This is a genomic window from Leptothrix sp. (in: b-proteobacteria) (assembly GCF_965250675.1).
In the GTDB taxonomy this organism is placed as follows: domain Bacteria; phylum Pseudomonadota; class Gammaproteobacteria; order Burkholderiales; family Burkholderiaceae_C; genus Sphaerotilus.
Genome location: NZ_CBDFPH010000001.1, coordinates 801696 through 819326 on the forward strand (window position 1 = coordinate 801696; position 17631 = coordinate 819326).

Consider the following 17631-nt stretch of genomic DNA (forward strand, 5'->3'; position numbering starts at 1 on the left):
GCTTCAGATCACGTTGTTGCCGCAAACGCCCATGACGGCGCGTTCAAGACGCGCTGCCAGTCCTGCAGATCCGGCGGGCCACTTGGCACCACGGTCAGGCGGTGGCCATCCCACTGCAGGCCGCTGTGCAGGTCGAGCATTTCACCTGTCATCGGGTGCGCAATCTGCAACCGCCACGCATGCAGCCACAGCCGCTGCTGGCCCAGGCGCTGCGCCCACCAGCGGTTGAGCGGGCCCTTGCCGTGCGTGGCGTCGCCCAGGATCGGGTGGGCGATGTGCTTGAGGTGGCGGCGGATCTGGTGGCGCCGGCCGGTGGTGGGCCGGGCTTCGACCAGGCTGGCGCGGGTGGTGGCGAAACCAGGGTCGGCGGATTCTGGCCAGTCCAGCGTCGCCAGCCGGCGCAAGCGGGTGTGGGCAGATTGCGCTGGCGTGTCGGGCGGCGTGTCGTCGGGGCGCAGTGGGTGGTCAACCTCCACCTCCGTCGGCGCCCAGCCGCGCACCAGCGCCAGATAGCGTTTCTCCACCGCATGGCTGGCAAAGGACATCGCCAGGCCGCGCGCCGCTTCCGGGTGCAGCGCCAGCAGCAGCACGCCGCAAGTGCCTTTGTCCAACCGGTGCGCCGGGTAGACGTGCTGGCCGCCCAGCTGGTCGCGCAGGGTCTGGACGATGAAGCGGGTTTCGCCCGCGTCCAGCCCGGTACGGTGCACCAGCCAGCCGGCGGGTTTGTGGATGGCGATCAGGTGTTCGTCGCGCCAGAGGATGGGCAGCTCGGTCATGGGCTGCAGTCTGGCAGCAACGCGCTCAGAGCGGTCCTTGGAGGCCGGCCCACTCCTGGCGCAGCCAGGCCGCACAGGCCAGGTTGTTGTCCCAGATCGAATAGCGCCCGCCGCCGCCGTAGTCGGCAAAGGGGATGAACTCGCAGCTGATCTGCTGCGGCGCGGTGTCGGGGTGGGCGCGCATCCAGGCCAGCAGGTCGGTGACGGCCTGCTTCCAGGGGGCGAGCGCTTCTTCCTGCCATTCGGTGTGGAAGCTGCCGGGCGCGGGGCGGATCAGCGGGTACTGGATCGCCCGGCCGGGCAGGCCACGGCGGCGGTTCATGGCGGCGTTGTGGCTCACGCCGGGCGCCACGCTGCGGGTGTGGGCGTGGGCGACCCAGCCTTCGCGCAGCCACATGGCGTAGAGCGTGCGCGGCTGGCCGGGCGCGAGCAGCGAGCGGGCGCCGTCGGGCATGTCGCCCAGCTGGCTCAGCGCCAGTTCCTCGGCATGGCCGATCTTGTAGATCAGGTGCGAGTGGTCGAGCGTCAGGCGCAGCTTCACGTTGCTGCGCGCCAGCAGCTCAGCCACGCGTTCGATGCGGCGGAAGTCTTCGCTCCACATGTCGACGTGCACTTCCAGCGTCGGCAGGCAGCCGACCGGCGTGCCGTGCTCCAGCGCGTCGAGGTAGAAATCCGCCACCTGCGCGTCGCTCAACGGCCGGCCGTTGTTGTGGCGGGCGTAGAGCTGCATGTTGAACAGGCGTGCGCCCAGCTTGCCGCCGGTGGCGATGCCCCAGCGCATGCGCGCTTCGTCCTGCCCGGCGCAGAAGATGCCGCCGAACACGCCGATGGGCACGCCGTAGCGTCCGACCAGATCGAAGTAGGGCGCGAAGTCCTCGCCCGGATCGATGTTCTTTTCGATGTAGTCGAACGCGCCGCTGTGGCGCACCCAGGCGAAGCGGGTGGCGGCCTTGGGCGTGGCCAGGCCGTCGTGCACCAGCACGCCGTCGAGGTTGATGCCCACGCGCAAGGGCGCGGCCGTGCTCACTTGAAGACGACGGTCTTGTGGCCGTTGATCAGCACGCGGTGCTCGCTGTGCCACTTGACGGCGCGTGCCAGCACCTGGCTTTCGGTGTCGCGGCCGACGGTGGTCAGGTCTTCGACCGTCAGGCTGTGGTCGGCGCGGGCGACGTCCTGCTCGATGATCGGGCCTTCGTCCAGATCGGCCGTCACGTAGTGCGCCGTGGCGCCGATCAGCTTCACGCCCCGGTCGTGCGCCTGGTAGTAGGGCTTGGCGCCCTTGAAACTGGGCAGGAAGCTGTGGTGGATGTTGATGGCCTTGCCCGAGAGCGCGCGGCACATCGGGTCGCTCAGCACCTGCATGTAGCGCGCCAGGATCACCAGCTCGGCGCCTTCGGCACGGATGATGTCGAGCTGCTTGGCCTCGGCCTCCTGCTTGGTCGCCGCCGTCACCGCGATGTGGTGGAAGGGGATGTTGTAGCTGGCCGCCAGCTGATAGAAGTCGCGGTGGTTGGAGATGATCGCCTTGACGTCGATCGGCAGCAGGCCGCTCTTGTGGCGGAACAGCAGGTCGTTGATGCAGTGGCCATGCTGGCTGACCATGATCACGGTGGGCATGCGCTGCGCGGCCAGGTGCAGCTCGACCGTCATGGTCCAGGCGGCGGCGAGTTCCTGCAGCGCGTGGTCGAGCTGGTCGCGCGTGGCCTGGTCGCAGGCGAACTGCACGCGCATGAAGAACAGGCCGGTCTGCGCGTCGTTGTACTGCGCCGCTTCTTCGATGTTGCCGCCGTGCTGCAGCAGCAGGCCGGTGACGCCGTGCACGATGCCGGGCTTGTCGGGGCAGGACAGGGTGAGGATGTAGGACGAGGCCATGGTGTGAGGTGTCAGCGGTAGAGATTCAGGGACGGTAGTTTGCCGGCCTCGCAGGCGAGGCGCACGGTCAGGGCGGCGACTGACCCTCAATGACCCAGCGCCTGCGCGAACTTTTCCAGCTCTTCGGCGTTGATGGCGACGCTGTGTTGCGCCTGCGGGTAGGCACCGCTGGCCACGTCGGCCTGGTATTCCCCGAAGGCGGCGACGCGCTCGGCCTGCAGGCGGTCGTATTCGGCGGCGAAGTTGCGGTAGGTCTTGGCGTGGCGCGGCACGTGGCCGCGGTTGAAGCCGAGCACGTCGCTGGCGAACAGGTATTGCGCGTCGCAACCGGCGCCCGCGCCCATCGAGATCAGCAGCAGGCGGGTGCGCTGCGAGATCAGCGTGGCCACCTCGGCGGGCACGACCTCGATTTCAGCCGCAAACGCGCCCGCTTCTTCGAGCGCCTTGACCTGGCGATAGACCAGCATGGCGGTCTCCAGCGTCTTGCCGACCGCCTTGAAGCCGCCGGTCCAGGTCGCCTGCGACGGAATCAGGCCGCTGTGGCCGCAGACCGGAATGCCTTCGTCGCGCAGCCGGCGCACGATGCCCATGCTGGCGGCGCAGTAGACCGCGTCGCCGCCGGCGCGCATGGCCGCAAAGGCGGCGCGCAGGTAGTCCTCGGCGGTGATGAAGTCGCCGTACTCCAGGCCAGGCACGGCAAACAGCGTCGGCGCAGCTTCACGGAAGGCCGGGCTGAGCAGCGCGGGCGGCACCGACACCAAGTCGATGCCGGCCTGCTGTGCGGCAGCCGCTTCGTCGAGCGTCTCGACCCGCAGCATCGAGAGTTGGCGCTTGCCTTTGAGCGCGCGCAGGTCGGCGATGGTCGGGCGGTAGGATTTTTTCATGGGGTCTCCGGCGGATGGGGTGGATTCGGTCTCAGGCGGCCGACAACAGTGACTTGAGCTTGACCGTGGGGTCGGCCAACTGCTCGGCGCTGGGCCGTGCGCCGCGTTCGACCAGGGTGCGCGCCAGCTTCAATTCCTTGGCCACGACATTTGTCGGGCCGCAGCCGCTGCAGCCGACCAGGCGGCCGGTGGCATCCAGATAGAAGTGCAATTCAGCCTGCTCACCCAGCGTGCGCATGACGCTCTGCGCGGCCAGCGCCGGCTCGCCGGTGACCTGCAGCTGGAAGTCGTACTGGTCGGACCAGAACCAGGGCGTGCTGCGGTAGGCCTCGGCGCCGCCCAGCATGTTGACGGCGGCGGTGCGGGCCTGGGTTTCGGCGTTGTGCCAGGTTTCCTGGCGGATCAGCTCGCCGGAGAACGCGCTCGGAAACTCGGCCACGTCGCCGGCTGCAAATACGCCCGCCGCGCTGGTGGCCAGCGTGGCGTCGACGACGATGCCGCGCTCGACCCGCAGACCGGCCGCCCGCGCCAGCTCAGCCGCCGGCGTGATGCCGATGCCGACCACGATCGCATCCGCCGCCAGCACGCTGCCGTCCTGCAGCAGCACTTCCAGCGCGTCACCAGCCTGGCGGAACTCGGCCGGGCCGCAGTTCAGGCGCACATCGACGCCCTGGCTGCGGTGCAGCGCCAGCACCCTGTCGCCAATGCTGGCCGGCACCGCGCGGCCCAGCAGGCGCGGCGCGCCTTCCAGCACCGTGACGTGGGCGCCCAGCTTGCGCGCCGAGGCCGCCACCTCCAGCCCGATGAAGCCGCCGCCCACCAGCACCAGCCGCGCGCCTGCTTTCAGGCGCGGCGCCAGCGCGGCCGCATCGGCCAGCGTGCGCAGTTCCAATACGCCAGGCAGATCGGCACCCGGCAGGCTCAGTTGGCGAGCCTTCCCGCCGGTGGCCAGCAGCAGCGCCTGGTAGGCGATCTGCGTGCCATCGGCCAGCGTGACCTCGCGGCGCGCGGTGTCCAGCGCCGTGACCTGGGCCACACGGTGGGTGATGCGGTCGCGCTCATAGTCTTCGGCGGCGCGCAGGGCGCAGCGCTCGGCGGCCATCTCACCCGTCAGCACCGCCTTGGACAATGGTGGGCGTTCATAGGGAAGCGCAGGCTCGGCACCGATTAGCTCGATGCGGCCTTGCCAGCCCAGTTCGCGCAGCACCTGTGCGGCGCGTCCGCCCACATGGCCGGCACCGACGATGACCATGGCCGCATCAACGGAGGGCGCCGGATCGGCAAACTGTGGGCCTGTGGATTGCATGGTTTTGGGGTGCGCGGTGAGGGGGTGGAAACTGCCTCGATTCTAGGAAGCAGGTCTTGCACATGCAAATGAATTTCTAAAAATACACATAAGGGAAAACGATGTTCTAACCCAGTAGGCGCCCGGTAAAATGAACATTTATGGCCAAAAACAAGACCGTCGAGACAGAGACCTTAGCGATGCCCGAAAAAACCACCGTCGATGAACTGCTGCAGCGCATCTCGCAGGAGTACGAAGCCCTGAGCCGGCAGCTCAAGGTGATTGCCCGCCACGTCGAGCAGCACCGCGATCACCTTGGGCTGGAAGGCATTCAGGACGTGGCGGTGCAGTGCGGCGTGCAGCCCTCGGCGGTGGTGCGCTTTGCCAAGCACTTCGGCTTCTCGGGCTACACCGAGTTGCAGCGCATCTTCCGTGATGGTTTGAGCCAGCAGATCGCGCCCAGCCGCAACTACAAGTCGCGCATCCGCGAGGTGATCGACTCCGGCGCCGGCAGCCTGTCGTCGACCGAAATCGCGCACGAGTTCCTGGCGGGCAGCCTGGCCGGCATGCAGGAGTTGCAGAACACGCTCGACGAGCCGGCCTTCAAGCACGCGGTCGACCTGCTGGCCGACACCCAGGTGATCTGGATCACCGGCTCGCGCCGCAGCTTCTCGGTGGCGGCCTATCTTGACTACGCGCTGCAGCACACCGACAAACGCATCATGCTGATCACCGCGCTGGGCAGCATGCATGAGGGCCAGGTGCGCTCGGTGCGCCCCGGCGACGTGATGATCGCGATCTCGTTTGCGCCCTACGCCGAGGAAACCATTCTGGTGGCTCAGCAGGCGGTCCAGCGCGGCGCCAAGCTGATCGCGCTGACCGACAGCCGCATGAGCCCGCTGGCGCGCGAATCCGAGGTCTGCCTGATCGTGCAGGACAACTCCACCTTCGGCTTCCGCGCCCTCACCAGCACCATGGGCCTGGCGCAGAGCCTGTTCATTGCGCTGGCGTATCGGCTGGAGTTGCCGTACCGGCCAACGACCACGGCAGCGCGCGAGCCGCTGGTTTGAGGCCCCTCAGCCGCGCAGCGATGCGGTCAGCGGCGCCTCCAGGTAATTGAGCGCCCGCGGCAGGTTTTCGGCGCAGAACAGCCGGAACTCGTTCGGCTCATTCGCGGCTGGTTGCTCGACGTAGCCGCAGCGGTGCAGCAGGTGCTGCAGGCCGCTGACGATCTGGCCGTCGGGGTTCTGGTCGATCACCCAGTCCATCAGGCCGACCTTGAGCCACTGCCGGTGCTCGTCGCTCAGTTCATGGCCCACCCAGGGCAGGTGCGCGCCGGCTTGGTGTTGATGTTTGTGCAGCGCGCTGGCGATGCCGCTGCTGCCGGCACCGCTGTGATACAGCCCCAGCAGCGGGCGGCCGCTCTGTTCGGCATGGCGCAGCGCGGCGGTCAGCGCCAGGTGGCAGCGGTCGGCGTCGTCCAGGCAGGCGACCGGTTCGCTGCAGCGCAGGTGCGGGTAGCGCTCGGCCACCGCCGCCACGCAGCCGGCCAGGCGTTCGGCGTGGGCGCGGTAGCTCAGGGTGTGCGTCAGCAGCAGGATGTCGCCGGGCGTGGTGCCCAGGCGCTGGCCGATCAGGTGGCCCGCCGTGCGGCCGGCGGCCAGGTTGTCGATGCCAGCGTAGTGCAGGCCGGGCACCTCGTCGCCGGCCGTGCCGATGGCGCTCATCAGCGTCACCACCGGCACGCCGCGTGCGATCTGGCCGCGCAGCGCCACGCGCACCGCCGGGCTGTCGTGCAGCGCGACCATCAGGCCGTCACGGCGGTGGCCTGCCGGGCGGTCGGTCTGCTGGATGGCGTGCAGCACGCGCGCCTCGTCCTGCGCGTCGACGCGGTGGCGGTGGATGACGATGCGCGTGTCGAGCATCTGCGCTGCGCGCTGCAGCGCCAGCTCCAGCCGGCTGAAGTAGGGCGTCGGGCTGTGCGCCAGGATCACGTCGAAGCGCGTCAGCCCATGACGCGGGTCGGGCAGCACGCGTGGCACGCCCAGTTGCTTGGCCGCGGCGACCACCCGGGCGCGGGTGTCGGCCGAGACACTGCCGTGCTCATTGAGCACCCGGTTGACGGTGGACATGCTCACGCCCGCCGCCGAGGCAATCTCGACGAAACGGGCGCTGCGCTTGCGACGCGTCATGGCGCGTCACGGCTCAAGCCGGGCTCATGCTGTGAGCCTGATTCAGGCGGCGGTGGCTGCGGCCACGGCATCGCGCAGATAGGCCATGCTGGCGGCGAGTTCGGCTTCGATGTCCGGCGCGGCGGCGACCGACTCGGCAAACGGCTCGAACGACACATAGCCGCTGTAGCCCGCATCCAGCAGACGGCGCAGTTGCGGCGCGTTGCCCAGGCGGTCATCGGCGCCGACCAGCACGCGGTGGCCGTCGCGCATGTCGCCCACGGTCACGGTTTCGTCTTCGACGCCGGAGATGTGGATCAGGCCGGTCCACTCGGGGAAGAACAGGCCTTCACCGGCAAGGTGGTGGTGGAAGGTGTCATGCACGAGGCGGAAGGTGCCGTCGGCCTTGATTTCCTCGAACGCGCGCACCGCCTGCGACTTGAGGCGCACGGCGCATTCCTCGAAGCCCAGCGGCTCGACCAGGCCGATCAGGCCGTGCTCATCCAGGATGGGCTTGAGCGCGGTCAGCGCGTGGACCAGATCGGCGTGGCGCTGCTCGGGCGTGCGGCTGTCGGCGCGGCTGTTGGTCGGGCAGAGCACCAGCGCTTCGGCGCCGCAGTCGCGGGCGTAGCGGGCCAGCTCGATGGCCTCGGCCTCGCGCTCGGCGTTGAACTGCTCGAAGCGCTGCAGCGCGTTGATCGAGCGGATCACCAGGCCCTGCGCCTTGGCCGCCGCGCCCACGGTGGCGGCCGGCGTGCCGTCGGTGATCTCGACGCCCGTCAGGTCGTTGCGGATCTCGATGGCGGCCACGCCCAGGCGGCGCGTCATGGCGACGAAGGCGTCGAAGCTCATGCGCGGGGCGGACATGCGATTGATGGCGAATTGAAGTTGTGACATGACGAATTCCGTGGGCAGGGTGGGGGTGGGAACTGCCCGCACTCTAGGCAGACGTGCCGGTCGCAGCAGCACAAACTTTGAACATAAATGGTCAAAAACCCCGGCGATTGATTCTGCAGCGTGAACTTCTAGAGGAGAACACCAAAGTTCTATGAAAAACCCTAATGGAAATTAATTTCCATTTTTTTGAGGCCAGGGCTATAGTTCGCAGCGATCAGATTCCCCCTCCAGGAGACCCACCTCATGAAAAACGTCGCCGTCTTTGGCGCGGGCCGCATCGGCCGCATCCACGCCACCAACCTGGCCGCACTGCCGGGCGTGAAGCTCAAATACATCTGCGACCCGATGGGCGAGAGCGCTGCGCAGCTGTCGCAGCAGCTCGGCGCCGAGGTCTCGACCATCGAAGCCGTGCTGGCCGACAAGTCGATCGATGTCGTCGCGATCACCTCGCCGACGTCGACCCACTCCGACCTGATCACCCGCGCCGCCGCGGCCGGCAAGCACATCTTCTGCGAGAAGCCGGTCGACCTGTCGGTGCCGCGCGCCATCGCCTGCGGCGAAGCCGTCAAGGCCGCGGGCGTGGCCTGCATGATCGGCTTCCAACGCCGTTTCGACCCGACTTTCAACGACGCCCGCACCCGCATGGACGCCGGCGCCATCGGCAACCCCGAGATGCTGATCATCACCAGCCGCGACCCGGGCGCGCCGCCGGCCGAATACATCAAGGCCTCGGGCGGCATCTTCCGCGACATGCTGATCCATGACCTGGACGTGTTCCGCTGGATCCTGTGCGCCGACGGCGACGAAGCCGAGTGGCTCAGCGCCACCGGCTCGGTGCTGACCGACCCGGCGATCGCCGACCTGGGCGACGTCGACAGCACCGCCGTGACGATCCGCACCAGGAAGGGCCGCCTCTGCCAGATCAACACCAGCCGCCGCGCCGCCTACGGCTACGACCAGCGCTTTGAAGTGCTGGGCTCGCTCGGCATGCTGCAGTGCGGCAACCAGGCGCCCAGCGAAGTGGTCGAGTGGAACGCCAACGGCATCACCGCCAACAAGCCCGAAGCCTTCTTCCTGCAGCGCTATGCCGCCGCCTACAAGGCCGAGCTGGCGCACTTCTTCGACTGCCTGCAGACCGGTGGCGCGTTCCGCACCACGGTGGCCGACGGCGTGAAGGCGCAGATCCTGGCGGATGCGGCGGCCGAGAGCTGCCTGAGCGGCCAGCCGATCAAGTTCTGATCAGCGCCGATCTGACGAAACCATGAAAGGCTGCCCTGCAGCGGCCTCCTGAACGCGGCGAGCCTGGGGCTCGCCGTTCTGCGTTGCACCCTTCGACAAGAGAGACACCATGACCGCACCGATTGCTTCCACCCCCGCCCGCCTGCGTGTCGGCATCGCCGGCCTCGGCCGCCTCGGCAAGCGCCACGCTGAAGCGCTGGCTTTCCGCACCCGCCACGTCGACCTGGTCGCCGCCTGCAGCCCGGTCGAGGCCGAGCGCGATTTCGCCCGCAGCGAGTTGGGGGTGGAGCGCCTGTACAGCGACTTCGACGCCTTCCTGGCTGACCCGGCCATCGATGCGGTCGTGCTGGTCACGCCCACCTCGCTGCACGCCGACCAGACCATCGCGGCGCTGAAGGCCGGCAAGCACGTCTTCGTCGAGAAGCCGCTGGCGCTGAACGTGCCCGATTGCGAGCGCGTGCTGGCCGTGGCCGCGCAGTACCCGCAGCAGGTGGCGATGGTCGGCTTCGTGCGCCGCTTCGACCCCAGCTACGCCAGCGCGGCACAGGCGGTGGAGGCGGGCGAGATCGGCCGGCCTTTCCTGGTGCGCTCGCAGACCTGCGACCAGAACGACCCGGACGGCTTCTTCGTGCGCTTTGCGCCCACGTCGGGTGGCATCTTCATGGACTGCAGCGTGCATGACATCGACCTGGCGCGCTGGCTGCTGGGCCGGCCGAAGGCCGTCCGCGCCTTCGCCAGCGGCACCATTGCGCTGCACCCGGCGCTGGCCGAATGCAAGGACGTCGACAACGGTCTGGCCATCGTCGAATTCGAGGGTGGCGCCCGCGCCGTCTTCTACGCCAGCCGCACCATGCCGCACGGCCACGAGACCACCACCGAGGTGATCGGCACCGCCGGCACGCTGCAGGTGGGCATGGGCGCCGCGCGCGACCGCATCGAGCGCCGGGATGCCGGCGGCGTGCGCCACGCCGTGCTGGCTGATTTCTACGAGCGCTTCGAGGCGGCTTTCGCGCATGAGATGACCGCCTTCGTCGCCGCCTGCCGGGGCGAAACCCCGCTGACGCTGACGCTGGACGACGCGATGGAGGCCACCCGCATCGGCCTGGCTATCACCCAATCCCTGCACAGCGGCATGCCCGAGGCGGTGTGAGGTCCTGAGATGGGTCGAGCGTGGCGCCAGATGGCGCCGGAGCGGGTCGACTAGATCAGCGGTCGCAGCGTGTTGACGGTGTCGATGATGGCGGGCACCAACCGCTCCAGGACCCGTTCCGGATTCCAGTGGTGGCTTTGCACTGTCATGCCGATGGCGCCTTTGCAGGTGCCGAACCGGTCTTTCAGCGCGGAAGCCACCCCGATCAGGCCCGCATCCAGCCGACCGACCGAAATCCAGTGGTCTTGCCGGCGCGCGGCCAGAACATCCTGGCGAAACTGTTCCCGGTCGACCACGGTGCTGGACGAAAAGGCCAGAAACTCGTGGCGGTCGATCCAGTGCGTGAGGGCGCCGTCCTTGAGCATCGACAGCAAGACGACGCCCGGACTCACCACGTGCGCCGGCACACGCGCCCCGGCATGAAAGCCGATGGAGACGACGCGCGGACTGTTGCTGCGGGCGACGTACACCACCTCGTGCCCATCGAGCACGCTGACGTTGACGGTTTCGCCGGTGGCCATGGACAAGCGCTGGATGAAGGGCTGGACCAGACGCGGCAACCGCGCGCCGTCCAGGTAGCTCTGCCCGAGTCGCAGCACGCGGGGCGCCAGCCAGAAGCGCTTGCCATCGCTCTCCGCGTAGCCGAAGTGACACAGGCTTTGCAGATGGCGCCGTGCGGCGGTGCGCGGAATGCCCGTGCGGTCGGCGACCTCGGCGCAGGTCATGCGCGAGTGCTCGTCATCGAAGCTCTCGATCACAGCCAACCCGCGGCCCAGCCCGGCGATCAGGTCGGCGCGATCAATCGGGTAGCCGGCGCTGCCTGGCAGGTTGCCTGACGGATCGGGGCTGGACTCAGGGCGCTGCGCCATGGTGAATTCCTAGGGTAAACCAGAGTAATAACCGATTATCGGACAAGAGTGTCCGTTGATCGGAATACTGACCGGGTATCCCTCTTGTCGCCCCCTTGCCCCGCTGCCTACAGTCCGCTTCCAGCGCAAACCGATGCGCTCATTCAGGTGGATTCGATGCAGATATCAGGTCGTACGCGTGTGTTCATGGTGGTCGGAGATCCGATTGCTCAAGTCCAGGCGCCTCTTATTTTCAACACGCTGTTCATGCGGCACGGTGTCGATGCCGTGCTGGTGCCTGCGCACGTGCGTCCGGCCCTGTTCGACTCCTTTGCCCGATCGGTACTGGCCGCTGAAAACATCGATGGGCTGTGGCTGACCATTCCGCATAAAACAGCCCTGCTTGAGCGACTGGCGCACTGCGACCGTGCGGGCCAGTTGGCGCAATCGGTGAATGCCGTGCGCCGCCGTGCCGATGGCAGCCTGGAGGGCGGACTCTTCGATGGCTCGGGCTTCATACGCGCACTGCATCACTTCGGCTTTGCTCCCCAGGGTCAGCGCGTGCTGCTGGTGGGTGCCGGCGGGGCCGGTGCGGCCATCGCCGTGGCGCTGATGGATGCGGGCGTCAGCGAACTCGCCATCCACGACCTGGGCGCGCGCGCCACGGAACTCGCTGCCCGACTGCAACGGCACGCGCTCGGCAGCCAGAAAGTGCGCGCAGCCGGTAACGACCCGGCCGGTTTTGATCTGGTCGTCCACGCCACGCCACTGGGCCTGCACCCGGGTGATCCGCTTCCTTTCGATGTGCAGCGCCTGGAGGCCCACGCCTGCGTCATCGACATCCTCATGAAGTCGGCGCCCACGCCGCTGCTTCAGGCTTGCCGCCAGCGTGGCATTGCCGCCCACCCGGGCTTTGAAATGCTGGTGCAGCAAGTGCCGGACTACCTCGAATTCTTTGGTCTTCACGAGGCCGCCCAGGCCGTGCGTGCCGACTTGTCCGCCGTGCGGGACTCGCTGCCTGTGCAGTGAGCACCGCTTTTTTCTGTCCTTTTTCCTGTCTCTTCAAAGGATTCTTCATGCATACCCTGCGTCGTATTGTTCTTGCCTCCCTGGCCGCGCTGGCGGTCAGCGCCGTCGGTTCAGCCGCTGCTGCCGACATCGAGGCCCGCACCATCAAGTTCCCCTCGGCCAGCAACAAGGGCCATCCGCAGGTGATCGGGGTGGAGAAGTTCGCCGAACTGGTCGCCAAGAAGAGCGGCGGCAAGCTGAGCGTCAAGCCCTTCCCCGGCGGCGCGCTCGGCCCGGACCTGCAGACGGTGTCGGCCATGCAGGGCGGCACGATGGAGATGACGGTGATGAACGCCAGCCTGCTGGCCGGCAACGCCAAGGAAATGGCGATCTTCGACTTCCCCTTCCTGTTCAACAACACCCGCGAGGCCGACGCCATCGCCGACGGCCCGATTGGCCAGAAGCTGCTCGACAAGCTGCAGGAGCGCGGCCTGGTCGGCCTGGCCTACTGGGACCTGGGCTTCCGCCAGATGCACACCCTCAAGCGGCCGATCGCCAAGGCCGACGACTTCAAGGGCCTGAAGATGCGCGTGATCCCGACGCCGATCTACGTCGACTTCATGAAGGCGCTGGGCGCATCGCCGGTGCCGATGCCCTTCACCGAGACCTACACCGCGCTGGAGCAGGGGGCCATCGACGGCATGACCAACCCGCTGCTGAACATCCTCGACGGCAAGTACAACGAGGTCTCCAAGCACCTGACGATCACCAACCACATGTACACGCCGCAGGCGGTGATCGTCAGCAAGAAGTTCTGGGACAAGCTCTCGCCGGTCGAGCAGAAGATCCTGCGTGACGCCGCAATGGAAACGGCGGTGATCCAGCGCAAGATCGCACGCGAAGAGGCGGCCAAGGTGCTGGCCGAGCTCAAGAAGCTCGGCATGACCGTGCACGAGCTGCCGCCCGAAGAGATCGCCAAGCTGCGCGAGCGCGCCAAGCCGGTGATCGAGAAGTACACCAAGGAACTCGGCCCGGTGGTGCAGGAGATGGTCGCCGCGATCGACAAGGTTCGCGCCACGAAATGACGCCAGCCCGAGCGTGGCTCAGCGTATCGCGCTCGGGCTGAGGCGGCTCACCAGCCAGTGCAGGCCGCCGGTCAGGGCCAGGATCGCGGCCAGCCCCAGGCCCCACACGACCCAGACCACCGGCACCAGCCAGCCGATGACATCGCCGGCGACCGGCGAGGACGCCTGCAGCGCCTCCAGCGTCCAGACGGCGGCGTCACGCAGCATCTCGATCAGCGCGGTGTCCGCCCACAGGCCGAGCCAGGTCGGCAGCGGCCAGTCGGCCACCGCCCGGCCCAGGCCGATGGCTTGGCCGGAGGTCATCAGCGCCGCGCCCCAGTCGATCAACGAAGCGGTGATCCAGGCCCCGCCGGTCCACAACAGGGCCACGAACAGGCCACCCAGCCAGAGTGCGATCTTCAAGCGTCATCCTTCCTGCGTTGGTGTGCGCCGGCTGGCGCATGGGTGTGATCTTCGCCCAAGGCCAAGGCCTCGGCCTGCGTCACGGCCATCACCGCATCCAGCACCGCCTCCGGCGTGGCGGGTGCGCGCAGCGGCGGCTGAATGCGGTGACCGCCCACGGCGGACACCGCATCGCGCAACGCCAGGAACACGCTGAAGGCCAGCAGCAGCGGCGGCTCGCCCACCGCCTTGCTGCGGTGGATGGTGTCGGCCGGGTTGCGCTGGTCGAACAGCTGCGTGTGGAAGGCCGCCGGCACGTCGTTGGCGGTCGGGATCTTGTAGGTGCTGGGCGCGTGGGTCATGAGCTTGCCGGCGTGGCGCGAGCCGTCCATCGGCTGCCACCACAGCTCCTCGCTGGTCAGCCAGCCCATGCCCTGGATGAAAGCACCTTCGATCTGGCCGATGTCGATGGCCGGGTTGAGCGACGCGCCCACGTCGTGCAGCAGGTCGGCGCGCAGCAGGCGGTGCTCGCCGGTCAGCGTGTCAATCAACACTTCGCTGACGGCGGCGCCATAGCAGAAGTAGAAGAAGGGCTTGCCCTTGAGCCGTTCGCGGTCCCAGTGCAGGCCGGGCGTGGCGTAGAAGCCGTCGCTCCAGAGCTGCACGCGTGCCAGATAGGCCTGGGCAACCAGCTCGGCAAAGCGCATTTGCCATTCGCCGGCCTGCACCACGTCGTCGGCAAAGTGCAGTTGACTGGCGTCAATGCCGTACTTGTCGACGGCAAACTGCGCCAGCCGCACGCGGATCTGCCGTGCCGCGTCCTGCGCGGCCTTGCCGTTCAAGTCGCTGCCGGTCGACGCTGCCGTGGCGCTGGTGTTGGCCACCTTCTGCGTGTCGGTCGCGCTGACGCGCACGCGCTTCAAGTCCACGCCCAACTCGTGCGCCACCACTTGCGCCACCTTGGTGTTGAGGCCCTGGCCCATCTCGGTGCCACCGTGGTTGACCAGGATCGAGCCGTCGGTGTAGAGGTGCACCAGCGCGCCGGCCTGGTTGAAATGCGCGACGTTGAAGCTGATGCCGAACTTCACCGGCGTCAGCGCCAGCCCTTTCTTGAGCACCGGGCTGGTGGCGTTCCAGGCGGCGATGCCGGCGCGGCGCGCGGCGTAGCCTGACTCGACGGCCAGCCGATCCACCAACGGGTGAATGATGTTGTCCTCGACGACTTGGTCGTAGGGTGTGACGTTGCGCTCCTGCGTGCCGTAGAAGTTGGCGCGCCGCACCGCCAGCGGGTCGAGCCCGAGGTGGCGGGCGATCTCGTCGAGCATCACCTCGATGGCCAGCGCGCCCTGCGGCCCGCCGAAGCCGCGGAAGGCGGTGTTGCTCTGCGTGTGGGTGCGGGCGCAGAAGCCGCGCATGTGCACGTCGGGCAGCCAGTAGGCGTTGTCGAAGTGGCTGAGCGCGCGTGTCATCACCGGCGCCGACAGGTCGGCCGAGTGGCCGGCGTTGCTGATCATGTCGACCGCCACGCCCAGCACGCGGCCCTGGCCGTCGAAGCCGAGCTGGTAGTCGTACTCGAAGCCGTGGCGGCGGCCGGTGATGAGGAAATCATCATCGCGATCCAGCCGCAGCTTGACCGGCCGCCCCAGCTTTTGCGCCGCCAGCGCGGCGATGCAGGCAAACGGCGCCGACTGCGATTCCTTGCCGCCAAAGCCGCCGCCCATGCGCCGGCATTGCACCTGCACCTGATGGCTGGCCAGGTTCAGGGCGTGCGCCACCAGGTGCTGCATCTCGCTCGGGTGCTGGGTGGAGCAGTGCACCAGCAGGCCGGCGTTTTCCTGCGGCAGCGCGTAGGAGATCTGGCCTTCCAGATAGAACTGTTCCTGCCCGCCGAGGCTGAACTGGCCCGTCAGCCGGTGCGGCGCGGTGGCCAGCGCCCGCGCGGCATCGCCGCGCACCATCGCCATCGGCGGCACGACGTACTGGCCCAGCGCGTGCGCCTCGCGCGCCGTCAGCACGGCGGGCAGGGCGTCGGCGTGGATCGCCTGCTTGGCCAAGGCTGCCGCGCGCCGGGCCTGGTCGCGGCTGCGGGCGATGACGGCAAACACCGGCTGGCCCAGGTAGCGCAGTTCGCCGTCGGCCAGGATGGGCTCGTCGTGAACGATCGAGCCGCAGTCGTTGACGCCGGGAAAATCCACCGCCGTCAGCACCGCCACCACGCCGGGTTGGGCGCGCAGCAAATCGAGGTCAATGCCGCGCAGTTGCCCATGCGCCAGCGGCGACAGGCCGAGCGCGGCGTGCAGCGTGCCGGCGGCTTCGGGAATGTCGTCGATGTAGGGCGCAGCACCCGCCACGTGCAGGTGCGCCGATTCATGCGGGCGTGGCTGTCCGACCTGCGCCCAGGGCTGAAGTTTCTCGGGTGCGTTCATGCTTGGGATCCCCAGACGGTGGTGGCGCTGGCGGCCAGCGGCGCGTCGGCGCGCGTTTCCAGCCAGAGCCGGCGCAGCAGGTTGCCTGCGACCTGGCGGCGGTAGGCGGCGCTGGCGCGCAGGTCGGAGAGCGGCGAAAAGTCCTGCGCCAGGGCGTCGATGCCAGCTTGCAGCGCGGCTTCGGTCCACGGCTGGCCGACCAGTGCCGCCTCGGTTTGCGCGGCGCGCTTGACGATGCCCGCCAGCCCGCCGAAGGCCAGCCGCGCCTGCGTCACCACGCCGCCGTCCAGCTGCAGCAGCAAGGCGGCGCAGACGGCGGAGATGTCGCTGTCGTAGCGCTTGCTGATCTTCCAGACCCGCAGCTGCGCTGCTGGCGCTGGCAGCGGCACGATCAGCCGGGCGATGAACTCGCCGGGCTGCAGCACGGTCTTCATGTAGTCGAGGTAGTAGTCCTGCAGTGCCAGCTCGCGCTCGACCGCGCCGCGCCGCAGCACCAGCCGGGCGCTGAGCGCGATCAGCACCGGTGCGCCGTCGCCGATGGGCGAGCCGTTGGCGAGGTTGCCGCCGAGCGTGCCGGCGTGGCGGATCGGCGGCGAGGCGAAGCGCAGCCAGACCTCGCGCAGCGCCGGCAACTGTGCGGCCAGCGCGCCCCAGGCGGCTTCGAGCGTGGCGGCGGCGCCGATGACGAGTTCGCCGTCGCGCTGCTCGATGCGGTGCAACTCGGCCACCTCGTTGATCGAGACGATTTCGCCCAGCGCCCGGAGCTGCTTGTTGACCCACAGGCCGACGTCGGTGGCGCCGGCCAGCAGCCGGGCTTGCGGCAGTGCCTCGCGCAGCGCGGCGAAGGCGTCGAGCGTGCGCGGGGCGTGGAAAATTTCGTCCGGTGCACCGTCCGGCGCGGCGTAGTGCAGCGGCGCGTCTTGAGCCAGTTGCTGCAGTTGCGCCAGCAGCGCCGCGCGGTCGAGCCGGCGCGGTGTGGCGTCGAACATGCGCTCGGCGGCGTCCAGGATCGGCCGGTAGCCGGTGCAGCGGCACAGGTTGCCGGCCAGATCGTCGGCGAGTTGCTGGCGCGTGGGGCGACGGGCGCAGGCCTGTTCGCGTTCGTAAACCGCGGTCATCGTCATTGCGAAACCGGGCGTGCAGAAGCCGCACTGCGAGCCGTGGCAATCGACCAGCGCCTGTTGCGCCGGATGCGGCGTCTGCGTTGGCGTGTCGATGCCGGCCAGATCCTCCACCGTCAGCACCACCTTGCCATCGAGCGTGGGCAGGAAGGCCAGGCAGGCGTTGAGGTTGCGCAGGCGCAGGGCGGGCTGGGGCTGCGCCGGGTCCAGGTCGGCCACGATCACGGTGCAGGCGCCGCAGTCGCCCTCGTTGCAGCCTTCCTTGGTGCCGGTGCAGCGCGCGTCTTCGCGCAGCCAGTGCAGCAGGCTGCGGGTGGGCGCGGCGTCGTGGATCTGCTGCAGCGCGCCGCCCTGGAAGAAGCGGATCGGGCGGGTGGGGCTGGAGGCGGGCGTGTCTGGTGTGCTCATGGGTCGTGGTCCCTCAGGGGTTTCCCGAAACAGACTCTCGCATGATTCTTGCCAGCTGAACAGGCGCAGGAACGATATGA

16 protein-coding genes are annotated in these 17631 nt (G+C 68.4%); 5 read left to right on the forward strand and 11 right to left on the reverse strand.

What is annotated here, in order from left to right:
- Positions 1-8: 8 nt before the first annotated feature.
- From AC5IG3_RS03600 to AC5IG3_RS03620, 5 genes are all read right to left on the reverse strand, one after another.
- Positions 9-776, reverse strand: a complete 768-nt coding sequence (locus AC5IG3_RS03600) for a pseudouridine synthase (protein WP_491904907.1) — start codon at positions 774-776, stop codon at positions 9-11.
- A gap of 25 nt (positions 777-801) precedes the next feature.
- Complete coding sequence (locus AC5IG3_RS03605; RefSeq protein WP_491904908.1) at positions 802-1803, reverse strand: xylose isomerase; 1002 nt, start codon at positions 1801-1803, stop codon at positions 802-804.
- On the reverse strand, positions 1800-2648 hold the full coding sequence (gene purU, locus AC5IG3_RS03610; protein ID WP_491904909.1) for a formyltetrahydrofolate deformylase: 849 nt from the start codon (positions 2646-2648) through the stop codon (positions 1800-1802). Before purU ends, AC5IG3_RS03605 begins: the two co-directional genes overlap by 4 nt.
- An 86-nt stretch (positions 2649-2734) precedes the next feature.
- Positions 2735-3532 (reverse strand): 3-methyl-2-oxobutanoate hydroxymethyltransferase, encoded by a 798-nt coding sequence (locus AC5IG3_RS03615; RefSeq protein WP_491904910.1) that lies wholly within the window; start codon positions 3530-3532, stop codon positions 2735-2737.
- Positions 3533-3563: 31 nt separating this feature from the next.
- The gene (locus AC5IG3_RS03620; RefSeq protein ID WP_491904911.1) at positions 3564-4838 is read right to left on the reverse strand and encodes an NAD(P)/FAD-dependent oxidoreductase; all 1275 of its coding nucleotides are present in this window, start codon (positions 4836-4838) and stop codon (positions 3564-3566) included.
- Between the two features lie 179 nt (positions 4839-5017).
- On the opposite strand from AC5IG3_RS03620, the gene AC5IG3_RS03625 reads away from it, so the two are divergent.
- Positions 5018-5887 carry a MurR/RpiR family transcriptional regulator gene (locus AC5IG3_RS03625; RefSeq protein ID WP_491904912.1) on the forward strand — a complete coding sequence of 290 codons (870 nt, stop codon included), beginning with the start codon at positions 5018-5020 and terminating at the stop codon, positions 5885-5887.
- Between the two features lie 6 nt (positions 5888-5893).
- On the opposite strand, the gene AC5IG3_RS03630 is transcribed toward AC5IG3_RS03625, so the two are convergent.
- Together AC5IG3_RS03630 and AC5IG3_RS03635 are read right to left on the reverse strand one after the other, a co-directional pair.
- Positions 5894-7009, reverse strand: a complete 1116-nt coding sequence (locus AC5IG3_RS03630) for a LacI family DNA-binding transcriptional regulator (RefSeq protein WP_491904913.1) — start codon at positions 7007-7009, stop codon at positions 5894-5896.
- A 42-nt stretch (positions 7010-7051) separates the two neighbouring features.
- Positions 7052-7885: a TIM barrel protein gene (locus AC5IG3_RS03635; protein ID WP_491904914.1), complete on the reverse strand. Its 834-nt coding sequence runs from the start codon at positions 7883-7885 to the stop codon at positions 7052-7054.
- A gap of 243 nt (positions 7886-8128) precedes the next feature.
- Between AC5IG3_RS03635 and iolG the strand changes: the two genes are divergently transcribed.
- Both iolG and AC5IG3_RS03645 read left to right on the forward strand, forming a co-directional pair.
- The gene (gene iolG, locus AC5IG3_RS03640; RefSeq protein ID WP_491904915.1) at positions 8129-9124 is read left to right on the forward strand and encodes an inositol 2-dehydrogenase; all 996 of its coding nucleotides are present in this window, start codon (positions 8129-8131) and stop codon (positions 9122-9124) included.
- Positions 9125-9233: 109 nt separating this feature from the next.
- Positions 9234-10274, forward strand: a complete 1041-nt coding sequence (locus tag AC5IG3_RS03645) for a Gfo/Idh/MocA family oxidoreductase (protein WP_491904916.1) — start codon at positions 9234-9236, stop codon at positions 10272-10274.
- A 50-nt stretch (positions 10275-10324) separates the two neighbouring features.
- Here the strand turns inward: AC5IG3_RS03645 and AC5IG3_RS03650 are convergent, their stop codons facing one another.
- Entirely contained in the window at positions 10325-11143 is an 819-nt protein-coding gene (locus AC5IG3_RS03650; protein ID WP_491904917.1) for an IclR family transcriptional regulator domain-containing protein, read from the reverse strand.
- Positions 11144-11299: 156 nt separating this feature from the next.
- On the opposite strand from AC5IG3_RS03650, the gene AC5IG3_RS03655 reads away from it, so the two are divergent.
- On the forward strand, positions 11300-12151 hold the full coding sequence (locus AC5IG3_RS03655; protein WP_491904918.1) for a shikimate dehydrogenase family protein: 852 nt from the start codon (positions 11300-11302) through the stop codon (positions 12149-12151).
- A gap of 47 nt (positions 12152-12198) precedes the next feature.
- Positions 12199-13215, forward strand: a complete 1017-nt coding sequence (locus AC5IG3_RS03660; RefSeq protein WP_491904919.1) for a TRAP transporter substrate-binding protein — start codon at positions 12199-12201, stop codon at positions 13213-13215.
- A gap of 18 nt (positions 13216-13233) precedes the next feature.
- Here the strand turns inward: AC5IG3_RS03660 and AC5IG3_RS03665 are convergent, their stop codons facing one another.
- Genes AC5IG3_RS03665 through xdhA form a run of 3 tightly spaced genes read right to left on the reverse strand, consistent with a single transcriptional unit; the run spans position 13234 to position 17551 of the window.
- Positions 13234-13617, reverse strand: a complete 384-nt coding sequence (locus AC5IG3_RS03665) for a hypothetical protein (RefSeq protein ID WP_491904920.1) — start codon at positions 13615-13617, stop codon at positions 13234-13236.
- The gene (gene xdhB / locus AC5IG3_RS03670; protein WP_491904921.1) at positions 13614-16022 is read right to left on the reverse strand and encodes a xanthine dehydrogenase molybdopterin binding subunit; all 2409 of its coding nucleotides are present in this window, start codon (positions 16020-16022) and stop codon (positions 13614-13616) included. The genes AC5IG3_RS03665 and xdhB overlap by 4 nt, the downstream gene beginning before the upstream one ends.
- Entirely contained in the window at positions 16019-17551 is a 1533-nt protein-coding gene (gene xdhA / locus AC5IG3_RS03675; RefSeq protein WP_491904922.1) for a xanthine dehydrogenase small subunit, read from the reverse strand. The genes xdhB and xdhA overlap by 4 nt, the downstream gene beginning before the upstream one ends.
- Positions 17552-17631: the final 80 nt, after the last annotated feature.